The sequence below is a fragment of the Pantoea sp. SYBGC1 genome (assembly GCF_057197005.1).
Genome location: NZ_JBXUNM010000002.1, coordinates 95112 through 106759 on the forward strand (window position 1 = coordinate 95112; position 11648 = coordinate 106759).

At 53.7% G+C, this 11648-nt stretch carries 8 protein-coding genes; 2 read left to right on the forward strand and 6 right to left on the reverse strand.

Translation table 11 applies throughout. The annotated features are described in order from the left end of the window. Window positions 1–40 precede the first annotated feature (40 nt). The 3 genes from AC2CF9_RS05930 to AC2CF9_RS05940 are packed head-to-tail and all read right to left on the reverse strand — an operon-like array spanning window position 41 to window position 5253. The gene (locus tag AC2CF9_RS05930) at window positions 41–2395 is read right to left on the reverse strand and encodes a GNAT family N-acetyltransferase (protein ID WP_150017122.1); all 2355 of its coding nucleotides are present in this window, start codon (window positions 2393–2395) and stop codon (window positions 41–43) included. 1 nt (window position 2396) lies between these two features. Beyond that, a complete protein-coding gene (locus tag AC2CF9_RS05935; RefSeq protein ID WP_484556487.1) occupies window positions 2397–3689 on the reverse strand; it encodes a lysine N(6)-hydroxylase/L-ornithine N(5)-oxygenase family protein in 1293 nt (430 codons plus the stop codon). 10 nt (window positions 3690–3699) lie between these two features. Beyond that, window positions 3700–5253 (reverse strand): pyridoxal phosphate-dependent decarboxylase family protein, encoded by a 1554-nt coding sequence (locus tag AC2CF9_RS05940; RefSeq protein ID WP_150017121.1) that lies wholly within the window; start codon window positions 5251–5253, stop codon window positions 3700–3702. A gap of 607 nt (window positions 5254–5860) precedes the next feature. On the opposite strand from AC2CF9_RS05940, the gene cspE reads away from it, so the two are divergent. Further along, the gene (gene cspE / locus AC2CF9_RS05945; protein ID WP_071668354.1) at window positions 5861–6073 is read left to right on the forward strand and encodes a transcription antiterminator/RNA stability regulator CspE; all 213 of its coding nucleotides are present in this window, start codon (window positions 5861–5863) and stop codon (window positions 6071–6073) included. A gap of 262 nt (window positions 6074–6335) precedes the next feature. On the opposite strand, the gene yajD is transcribed toward cspE, so the two are convergent. Together yajD and AC2CF9_RS05955 are read right to left on the reverse strand one after the other, a co-directional pair. Next, window positions 6336–6683, reverse strand: a complete 348-nt coding sequence (gene yajD / locus AC2CF9_RS05950) for an HNH nuclease YajD (protein ID WP_065647414.1) — start codon at window positions 6681–6683, stop codon at window positions 6336–6338. A gap of 602 nt (window positions 6684–7285) precedes the next feature. Beyond that, the gene (locus AC2CF9_RS05955) at window positions 7286–8389 is read right to left on the reverse strand and encodes an NAD(P)H-dependent flavin oxidoreductase (protein WP_484556638.1); all 1104 of its coding nucleotides are present in this window, start codon (window positions 8387–8389) and stop codon (window positions 7286–7288) included. A 449-nt stretch (window positions 8390–8838) separates the two neighbouring features. On the opposite strand from AC2CF9_RS05955, the gene AC2CF9_RS05960 reads away from it, so the two are divergent. Beyond that, window positions 8839–10119, forward strand: coding sequence for a methyl-accepting chemotaxis protein (locus tag AC2CF9_RS05960; protein ID WP_484556488.1), 1281 nt, complete (start codon window positions 8839–8841; stop codon window positions 10117–10119). Window positions 10120–10152: 33 nt separating this feature from the next. Here AC2CF9_RS05960 and AC2CF9_RS05965 read toward each other — a convergent pair whose 3' ends face one another. Next, a complete protein-coding gene (locus tag AC2CF9_RS05965; RefSeq protein ID WP_484556489.1) occupies window positions 10153–11223 on the reverse strand; it encodes an acyltransferase family protein in 1071 nt (356 codons plus the stop codon). Between the last annotated feature and the right edge of the window lie 425 nt (window positions 11224–11648).

Below are 11648 nucleotides of genomic sequence, written 5' to 3' on the forward strand. Positions count from 1 at the left end.
GGAGCAACCGCGTCACAGATGTCAGCCAGCGGACGCCTTATCAGCGCCAGCGGGCAATCGGGTTATCCAGCGTACCGGCAAATTTGAGATTTTCCGCCGGGTCAGTGAGGTTAATCATCTGCTGGTTATTCGCCAGCTGCAGCCGGTTAAGGCAGGAGCGGGTAAACGCCGGGGTAAACATATCAAAGCGTGCAAATTTAGCGGCCAGCTGCGGATGCGCTTGCTGATACTCTTTCACGCACTGCGCGACCGCCTGCCAGAAGTGATCCTGCGACAGCGTACCGGCGTCGTGCAGGATGGCGCTGATAAACCGGAAAATGCAGTCGAATACGTCGGTAAAAATCGACAGTAACTTGAGATCGTCCGGCACATCCACTGCCAGCCGGCTCACTTTTTCCGGCAGCTGCGCGTCCGGATCCATGACGGCAATCTCTTCGCCGATATCTTTCATATAGGCGCTGACCGGCACATTGTTCTCCAGCAGCACAATCAGGTTTTCGCCGTGGGGCATAAACACTAAATCGTGCTGATAGAAGCAGTGCAGCAGCGGGCTGAGATAGCAGTTCAGATAGCGCGCCACCCACTCTTTTGCCGGCAGGCCTGAGTCAGCAATCAGCGCTGGCAGCAGCGCCTGCTGGTGGTGATCAACATGCAGGAATGCGGCCATCGTCATCAGGCGCTGACCCGGCTGCAGGCGGGCGACCGGATTATCCCGCCACAGCGCAGCAAACATCTTTTTATAGGCGGAATCGCCGCTGATGGCCTGCTCGTAGTAACGGTTGTGATAGCCCACCGCCGCGACCTCCCGCAAAATACGGAAATCACAGCGCTGCAGCCACGCATCCCTGCTGACCAGCTGTTCCAGCCACTCGTTAATCGCGGGCGTGGTCGCCATATAATAGGGTGAGAGGCCGCGCATAAAGCCCATGTTAAGCACCGACAGCGCGGTTTTAACGTAGCGCTTTGCGGGCTGGCTGCGGTTAAAGAAGGTGCGGATCGATTGCTGCGCCTGATAGCGATCGTCGCCCTCGCCGAGCCAGACGATATCCTGCTGAGCAATATCGGCCGCGAATACCGTCAGCAGTTTGTTTTGCCACTGCCACGGATGCACCGGCATCAGGATATACTCATCCGCATTCAGCCCGCGCGCGCTGAGCTGCTCTGTAAACCGCGCCAGAGTCTCCGTGCCCAGCTCATCACGCATCAGCTGTTCGTAACTCAGCGTACTCAGACTGGAAAAATGGGCGTTGCGCTGATGTACCGCAACCCAGATGAGCTGGACCGGTGCGGCGGCCTCTGGCGCAAAAGCGAGATAATCGCGGGCGTCAAAACCAATGCGGCCATTATTGGCGACAAAACAGGGGTGCCCCTCGGTCATTGCCGCCTCAGTGGTCTGGAAATCAGCGTGCACCAGAGCCTGCGCATCCGGATTCTGCTTCTGCAGCTTATAGACGCTGCTGCTGAGCGTGCTGCTGATCTCTTCCATATAGGTCGCCAGCAGCGCCTGCGGAATGCCGATTTGCTGATTAAACTCCACGATAAACTGCAGCGCATCCAGCGTCAGCGGCCGGCCATTCTCCTGCTTCAGCAGTGATGCGGCGTCTATATTCCAGTGGTCCAGCGCCAGACGTTCTGCGCGGAACTGATAATCTGCTTCGCCGCCCGGTACGGCCAGCGTATAGCAGCCTGCACCGTTTTCAACGGGCGTAACCAGCTTTTCGTGGGCAAACTCGCTTATCGCTTTGCGGATCAGCATCCGGTTTGCCTGTGCCCAGTTATCACCCGTAAGGTGGGATCCTGTCAGCAGCGCAGAGGGTGTGTTCATGGTCAAAATATCCTGCTCCAGAGCCTGTTGATAATCTTCCCGCTGGCAAAACGCCAGCCAGGCGGTTTTATGCCCGAGATCGAGCGTGTGCTGATAGCGAAAGCCGGCCCGTTTATTCAGCCGGTGAATTTTCTCATTGCGTACGTCAGGCTCCACCACCACGCGTCCGACCTGCGGCAGACTGAACAGGTATCCCATGGCAACGGTAAAGACCTGCCAGCTGAACTGCGGAATGGGTGTGCTGGCGGGCGCAATCAGAATATGCATCCCGTAATCATCGGGCGCGGCCGGATAGAACCGTCCGATTTCATCCTCGCTGGCGCGGTAGCACTCCATCAGAAACACCGGCTGCCCTTCACAGCAGCCAATTAACGCGGCGTGCGGATTATTTGCGGTCAGCCCGTGATAAAAGGCGGCGACCTGTTCCAGGGTGTCGTTCTGCATGCCCCAGAAACGGGCGTAGTCGCGCGTTACCCAGCTATGGATCAGTGCGGCATCGGTGGCCTCCATCGGGCGCAGGCTAAAGGTGCCCGCCGGTCGCTGAACGCGGTAAATCATCTCTGTGCTCATGTCAGCGCTCCGTCTGTGCCGGGAAAGTCTGAAACGCGATCTGCCGCTCTACCGGATAAACTTCTCGTCCGGTGATTTCGCGCAAAATAACGGAGTTGCGATAGCAGGCCATGCCGAGATCCGGTGTCACAAAACCGTGCGTATGCAGCTCTGCGTTTTGCACAAAGATTTGATTGTGATGATCGATGCTGTAATTACGCTGCACATCATAGCGCCCCTGCTCGTCCCAGCGCAGCCGCTGACTGATGCCTTCGATAAACATCGGCGGACGGTAGTGATAGCCAGTCGCCATCACCAGCCCTTCGGTACGACGGGTAAAGGCGCACTCCTGCTCCTGCTGCCAGAGTGAGAGTTCAAACTCCCCTGCCGGCAGCCAGCGCAGATCGGTCAGCGCTGAGTGCGTGAAGAGATTGACGTTAAGCGGGCCGTCGAGCTGTTTGACATACATCAGATCGTAAATATCGTTGATCAGGCTGCTGTTGATACCTTTGTAGAGATTCTTGTGGTCTGCATTCAGCCGGTCGCGCTTCGCCGGCGGCAGCGCATGAAAATAGTCAACCCACTCCGGCGAAGTCATCTCCAGCGTCAGCTTGGTGTACTCCAGCGGATAGAAGCGCGGCGCACGGGTGATCCAGTTCAGCTGATAGTCAAACCGATCGATATCGCTGAGCAGGTCATAGTAAATTTCAGCCGCGCTCTGACCGCTGCCCAGCACGGTAACAGACCGCTTCTGCTGCAACTCTGCTTTGTTTTTCAGATAGTCGCTGGAGTGCGTAATACGCTGACGATGTGGCTGACTGCACTCCGGCAGCCAGGCCACCGGGCCGGTGCCGAGGATCAGATGACGCGTCAGCCACTCTTCGGTCACGCCGCTCTGATTATTGACCGCCTGAACGCGATAAACCGCCCGCTCCGCATCATAACTTACATACTCAACGTGACGATTCCAGCGCAGGTTACTGAGGCGCTCGCAGGCCCACTGGCAATACTGGTTATACTCTTTACGCATCAGGAAAAAATCTTCCCGGATGTAGAATGAGTAGAGTTTTCCTTTTTCTTTCATGTAATTCAGCAGGCTGTATGGGCTGGTCGGGTCAGCCAGCGTCACCAGATCGGCCATAAACGGCGTCTGCAGGTGTGCGCTTTCCAGCATCATGCCGGTGTGCCAGTCAAAACCCGCATTCTGATCGAGAAATACGCCGTTGAGTCCCTCTACCGGTTCGCTGAGACAGGCGAGTCCGAGGTTGAACGGGCCGATACCAATGCCTATAAAATCGTAAACGGTGTTATTCATAACAGAGTTCTCACTGATTTGCCGCGTGAAGCGCGGTCGTGCGCAGCTGCTCGCGCCCGTAATGCGCAACCAGGTTAATCACCTCTTCCAGATCTGCCTCGGTGGTGGCAGGATTCAACAGGGTGAATTTCAGATACTGCCGGCCGTCGACTTTTGTGCCTGCCACAATTGCATTGCCGGAACGGAACAGCGCTTTGCGGATCGCAGCGTTGATATCGTCGAGCTGCGGGCCGCTGAGCGACTGGCGCGGCACAAAACGGAAGATTTGCGTGGTGAGTTCTGGTGCGTGCAGCACCTCGATTGCCGGATGCGCGCGCAGCAGCTGATGCGCACGCTGTGCAAGGTCAATCAGCGAGTCAAACGCTTCACCCAGCGCGGCCGGGCCCATGACGCGCAGCGTCAGCCACATCTTCAGCGCATCAAAGCGACGCGTGGTCTGAATACTTTTGTTGACCAGGTTTGGTGTCCCTTCCTGCTGCGCGCTCAGTGGATTGAGGTAGTCAGCATGGTGCGTAACATGCTTCAGATGCTCTTTGTTACGTACAAAGAACGCCCCGCAGCTTACCGTCTGGAAGAACGATTTGTGGTAATCAACGGTGACTGAGTCTGCCTGCTCAATACCGCGCAGACGCTGGCGGTGCTGTTCTGAAACCAGCAGACCGCAGCCATAGGCGGCATCAACGTGCATCCATAATCCATTGCGCTGACACAGCGCGGCGATCTTTTCCAGCGGATCGATGCTGCCAAAATCGGTGGTGCCGCTGGTTGCTACCACCGCAATCGGGATCAGTCCCTCTTCGCGGCAGCGCTGAATTTCGTACTCCAGCATACCTGCATCCATACGGTAATCAGCATCATGGTCAACCGGCACAACGGCATCGTAGCCCAGGCCGAGGATCGCCATCGATTTCTGGATACTGAAATGACTCAATTTAGACGTGAATACGCGCCACTTTCCGGCGGTTTCTGGCAGACCGCGATATTTGATCAGATGCCCCGGATGATGCGCCTCGCACCAGCTGTCGCGAGCCAGCAGCATCGCCATCAGGTTTGACTGCGTACCGCCACTGGTGAAAATACCGTCCGCGGCGGCGGGCAGGCCGATACGCTCCAGCGTCCAGTCGATAACTTTCTGCTCAATCAGCGTACCGCCGGCGCTCTGATCCCAGGTGTCGACAGAACTGTTGACGGCGGCCATCACCTGCTCTGCCATCAGCGACGGCAGGACGACCGGGCAATTCAGATGCGCAACATATTTAGGATGGTGAAACCAGACCGCATCGCGCAGATAAAGCTGAGACAGCTCGGCCAGTGCAGCTTCGTTATTGCCCAGCGGAGAATTAAGATCCACACTGCGGAACTCGTCTGCCAGCTCGTGCGGCAGAATACCGCTGAACGGCTTTTCCACGCCCTGCACCGTCTGGGTCAGCAGCTTAAGCACCTCCTGCGTCTGACCGGCCCAGGCATCAAGCTGACGATCGTTAAAAAGCCAGCTCTCAGGCGCGCCTGAACGCGGCTCAGAGGTTACGATTGGTAATGATTGCGCAGATGAACGTGTAAACATAATCCTTTCCTGTTACTAAAAATCTTCAAGTCCTGCTGACGAATAAGACAACAGGTGTCATAGGCTCTGTTGCTTCTGCAAAAATCTAAAAAACAATAAGTTATAAATATCATTAACATATGCCATTAGTCGGCATACGTGCGCAGACCTGTATAAGTCGGCCTTAAAATTTGAATGCGATTATAAATGATAATTATTATCATTCAATAGGTGAATTTCAGTAAATTTTACATCAGCGTTTCTGAAGGATAATTTTGTGATCTTTGTCACAATTTCGCTTAAGGCGTGGAAAAACACCTCTTTTATTGTGTGGTTTTGCGCCTCCCGGATGATGATCGGGAGGTAAAACATTCTGCAGGGCTTATCTGAAAGGGATGTTAAAAGGGATGTAATATAAGTGTTGCTAAACCGGAACAGGTGTGGCTTAATAGCGCCATCGGTTTGGAATACAGACCTTATGAAGCAGTTTTAGTAAAGCAGTCCTCAGTTCAAGTGTTATCCACAGATACCCCTTCTTCATGAGCCTCCTCCTAAGTGCCCAATAAGTAACGCTCTGATACAGGCCACCATCGCCATAGTTTATGGCTCATCAATTAAGGAAGTATCTATGTCTAACAAAATGACTGGTTTAGTAAAATGGTTCAACGCAGATAAAGGTTTCGGCTTTATCACTCCTGAAGATGGCAGCAAAGACGTGTTCGTACACTTCTCTGCAATCCAGAGTGACAGCTTCAAAACCCTGGACGAAGGCCAGAAGGTCTCTTTCACCATCGAGAATGGTGCTAAAGGTCCAGCTGCTGCTAACGTTACCGCACTGTAAGCTGCGCTGACGATCGGCAGCGCTTACGATAGCGATGAAGACAGTAGTCTGAGCAGTTAAATGCTGCTGATAAAAAAACCCGCCTTGTGCGGGTTTTTTTGTGCGCGTAACCGGGCTAAAAAGAGCCCGACACCCGGCTGAGCGTATCGGGTTGGCACAAGCGCCAGTGAAATTCGCGACTTAGAAAAGTACGCAAACGCACTATAGCACAGGTTCCCCGCCGTCTCGTTTTACTGACCTGTAAATGTGTGTGGCAGCGCTATTACTTCTTCTTGCTGATAAGCGATTTCAGATCGGCAAAGGGGTTATATGTCGCGGCACCTACCTCATCCTGCGCATCCTCCCCCGCCACCACTCGCGTACCGTACTGATCGGCTTCGGTATATTTTGAGTGTTCATGATCGTGGCAGTAGAGACAAAGCAGCTCCCAGTTGCTGCCATCTTCCGGGTTGTTGGTATGATCGTGATCGATATGGTGTACCGTTAGCTCGCGCAGGTTTGAGTAAACGAACTCCCGCGCACAGCGCCCGCACACCCAGGGATAAATTTTAAGTGCTTTCTCACGGTAGCCGCTCTCCAGCCGCGAGTAGTTTTTCGGTATAACTGCCATTAACGTCTGCCTGTACTTAGCGTGATGATTTCAACGATCAGCAGGCTAGCCCGATTGTGCGTTGTTAGCAAGCAGCACGTTTTTTTAACGGACCGCTCTGTTAAAAAGAGGCCTCAACGGGCAATAAAGCATGACTCATATCTATATTTAAAATCTATTTCCTCTATGGCATTATATATATCGGCAATCATTGCCTTAACGTATTACTGCCTCCGGATTTGTACGGACTGGCATATTTTATCTGTGGAGAAAACCTGTTGAAACCGGTTGATGTACAACCTATTAATGATATTAATCAGGCGATAGGGCGCGCCGTGACCACCCTTATTGCAGCGGGCGTACCCATTGAAAAATATGCCATTCTGGCGGAGTAACAAGAGTCTGAAGCGCAGGCTATTGATGGCGTTAAGAAAATTTATGGTGAAGCCATTAAATTTATATCAGTCCAGATGATTTAATAGTTTATCTCCGGATATCTTATCGGCGCTAAATAAGCGCAGCGGTAAAGTTATCGTTGCGCTTATTTGCTGTCTAACCCGGATTTTTTATTTAACCAGCAGCTATCCGAAACGCAATCGTGTTTATGATGCATTCCTGCCACGTTATAAAGATGATCGATCTATCGCATTAGCCGGGCTATCCTGACCAGAGGCCGCATGCCACTCTGTGACCAGCTGCCGGATGAGTTCCGCCGCAGGCATTTCGCGTATCAGTGCTGCTCCCTCTCCCGCCCAGTGTGCGCCAAACCCCGCCTCGCCCTGCGTCAGCGCAGCCTTAGCCAGCGCCTTACCCAGTGAATAAGCCAGCGGATAAGCGGGGATCTCTCTCCGGGAGATATGGCGCGTAATAGTGCAGAATGTGTTGCGCAGCGCGCGCGCTTCACGACCAGAAATTGCCGCAGTCATGGTGGTACCCGTTGCAGCGGCACGCCGGAGTGCCTGACGCCAGGCAGGCGCAGTAGCGGATTCAGGGCAGAGAAGAAAAGCGGTGCCGGCCTGCACGCCGCTGGCACCCAGAGCCTGCATTGCTGCGATTGCTGCACCGTTCATGATCCCGCCCGCGGCAATCACCGGCAGCGTAACCCGCGCACAGATGGCCTGTACCAGCGTCAGCGTGGAGAGCTGATGATCCTCCTCCTCCACGGCAAAATTGCCGCGATGGCCACCTGCTTCATAGCCCTGCGCCACAATCATATCCACTCCCTGCTGCGCGATCGCTTCCGCTTCTGCCACGCTGGTGGCTGTTGCCAGGGTCACTATCCGGCACGCTTTCAGCCGTCGCAGGGTATCCGCGGGCGGCAAACCAAAATGAAAACTCACGACCGCCGGACGCGTATCCTCAATGACCTGCAGCATCGCTTCATGACCGCAAAAAGTGGGATAGATCTCCTCCAGGTTCACGGGTGCCTGAGCCCCAAAGGCCGCAAAACGATCGGCGAAACGTGCTATCCACGCCTTTTCAACTGCCTCGTTGCGCAGGGCAGGCGGATGGCAGAACAGATTGACGTTAAAAGGCTGCCGGGTAAGCGCCTGAGTCTGCCGTATAAGGCGTGCGGCCTCTTGCGCAGAGGAGGCGCCCAATCCCAGCGAGCCAAGTGCACCGGCATTGCTGACTGCGGCAGCCAGTTCCGGGGTTGAAACGCCTGCCATCGGGGCCTGGATAATCGGATAGCGCAGATTCAATTCTTTACACAGGGATGTCGTCATCACAAAGCTCTCCGTCAGTAGCAGCCATTCTGCATATCCGCTCTCTGTAGCAGAGATAACCTATATTTTATTTGCATCTTTAACAAGCCGCCTGACCCACTCTGCGGCAGCGACGTATTGCCTGACAGCACGGCACCCGGCGGCTTTCAGACCGCTGACGGCAAAATTCTCCCGCTGCGTTTTAATTAGAAAATTTACTCAGTTTTTGTTTTCTGCCGTCGATAACATAGATTCAGCACCACGTTTATTGCCATCACCGGGAAACTGAACGTCAAAAAAATCCCCCTGACTGATGCCCGTTTACGCTTAACCGCTGCCGGCGCTCAGGACAACAGGGAATCGGGGGGGAAACATCCAGCGCAGCACAGGCTCTGCGCTGAATGAAATTACGCGACCCTTTGTAAGGCGATCGCGCTACTTAACTGCACACTATCTGACAGAGGTCATTTATGTTTGGGGTGAAAACTTCACGCCTGGCGCTGCCGTTCAGCGCCGGCATTCATCGTGATATCAATGCTATCAGACAGCATGTTGCCTGGATTGAATTTACGCCGGAGGGTGAAATTGTCGATGCTAACGCCCTGTTTCTGACGCTGACGGGGTATCAGCTGCAGGAGATCCAGGGCCAGCACCATCGACTCTTCTGTTCACAGCTTTACAGCCAGACAGCAGGCTATCGCCGTTTCTGGCAAACGCTGGCGCGGGGTGAGTCAATCACCGGCATTTTTGAGCGCTTCGATCGTCAGCAGCAGCGTTTCTACCTGAGCGCCACCTACTTTCCGGTCAGCGATGATAAAGGCCGGGTGTATAAGGTAATCAAAGTCGCCAGCGATATCACCGCGCGCCATCAGGAGCTGGAGCATAAAGAGGCGGTTATCACCGCGCTGGATCGCTCCATGGCGGTGATTGAATTTACACCTGAGGGCGAGATCCTCAGCGCCAACGCCAATTTTCTGCAGCATATGGGGTACAGCAGTGAAGAGATTGTTGGTCAGCACCACCGGCTGTTCTGCTATGACGATTTTTATCACGCTCAGCCCGATTTCTGGCAAAAAATGGCGCGCGGGCAACATTTTGTCGGCCGTTTTGAGCGTAAAACCGCCAGCGGTGAGCGCATCTGGCTGGAGGCGAGCTATAACCCGGTAGTGGATGCGGATGGCCGGGTCTATAAAGTCATTAAAATTGCCTCTGATATCACCGCGCGCGTGGAGGCCGCAAAGCGTGTGGCAGATATAGCCCTCACCACCTCAGGTGAAACGTCGCAGATCACCGACAACGCCAACGATGTTCTGGACGAAACCGTACGCAATTCAGCTCTGGTGGCTCAGCGGGTTAGTGCCGCGACGGAAATCGGCGTTCAGCTTAATGCGTCTGCCAGAAATATTGGCGAGGTGGTTAACACAATTAATCTCATCGCGTCACAAACAAATATTCTGGCGCTGAACGCTGCCATTGAGTCCGCACGTGCCGGTGAAGCAGGCCGCGGCTTCAGCGTGGTTGCCGCTGAAGTACGTCGCCTCGCAGCTTCCACAGCTGCCGCGACCCGGCAAATCACTGAGGTGGTGCAGCAGAACAGCCTGCTGATACAAGAGATGTATCAGCAGCTGGATGAGGTGCGTGAATTTGTCGTGGCTGAGCAGGAAAAAATCGGCATGCTGTCGCGCAGCCTGCGGGAGATAAACAGCGGCGTTCACGAATTTGTTAACGTTATTCACCGCCTTGATGTCTGAAACCGGCGGGAGGCCTCCGCTTCCCGCCTGCCATTATACGCCGCTGCCCGTAGCCGGTGCGATGGGCTGCCGTTTTCTCTGCAGTGCCCGACGCACTGCCGGCTCTGCGTAGCGGGTAATGAGATACGCAATACCGGCCAGCACAGCAACCATCACAGGTGGCATGATCATCATGACAGTGTCACTTTTGACGTAGCGGTTAAGCTTAATCAGCATCGCAATCATCAGGTTCTCATGAATCAGATAGAGCGCATAACTGACAAAGCCCATAGCGGTAAAGAGTCGCAGCGAAAGAAAGTGCTGGATCCGCTGCAGCCTGAAGCTGGCGATGAAAAACAGCAGCATCGCTATCAGCGGCACCAGCGCGAGTGCCCCGCTGTTTTTCACGTAATAGCTAAAGTTGATCAGCAGCGCAACGGCTACCAGCAGATAGTGGTAGCGCCTGTCACGCCCGTGCAGACGCTCATAGACCAGGCAGCCCACCATAAACCAGGCGTAATGAATAAATCCCAGTTTGGAGATAATATCCACCAGCAGCGGATAGCCGAGCGACTTTATGACTGACGCACCGGAAAGTAACAGCATCGGTAAAATCAGCGCCGGCAGGCAATATTTACGTCCCGCAGTGAAATAGACAGCGCCGATAATCAGATAAAACAGGGCTTCTACATAAAGCGACCAGAAAGAACCCGCCATAGAGTGAAACGAAATGCCGGTCAATTGCGTCAGCGTTTCCGGATTAATAAACAGCAGACCCGGCAGCAGATTTTTCACATAGGGGGTCATCAGAGACCACTCCGGAAAAAATCCGCCGGCCAGAAAGAGCAGCAGGCTGGCAATAAGCATCGCCGGAAAGAGCCGCAGCCAGCGCTTCTGCAGAAAGCCCGAATAGCTCTCCGATCGGTCAAGCGTCATAAAAATAACAAAACCCGAGATCATAAAAAAGAGCTGTACCCCAGCCCAGCCAAAAGAAAAGAACGGCAGATGCTGGGTGGTGGCGACATAAGGCAGCAGTTCTGGCCAGCGCGCCCAGGCGTGATAGGCGATAACCATCAAAATAGCCAAACCGCGCATACCGTCGAGGTGAGTGATACGAGCCTGCATAATGTTCTCAGTGACAATGATAAATAGACATAAGTCAAATTAGCATTGACGCAGATTTACATTCAATAAGGCTTATTCCTATTAAGATTAAATTTATATTAAGCAAACAGCAAAATGTTATAAAAATTTCTGGCTACGAATTCCGGCGGTTTTATCTCTCAGTAATGCCTGCAGAGCTGGCTATACTTGAACCTGATTACCTGAACGCGCATTTATTCAGGTCCGTTTAGTACATATCGCCCGATAGATTCAGTTTTACTGTCTGCATCTTTTTGTGCACCAGCTATCCGGCCGGGTTGTCACAGCGCAACATCACGCTTACGCATCAGGTTTTGCCAGCCTGTGCCGATAACCTGAACATACTTTTGTAATGTCATTTTAACTGGCGTATTAAGCCTATGATAGCGAAGACCTCTCTTGTCGAT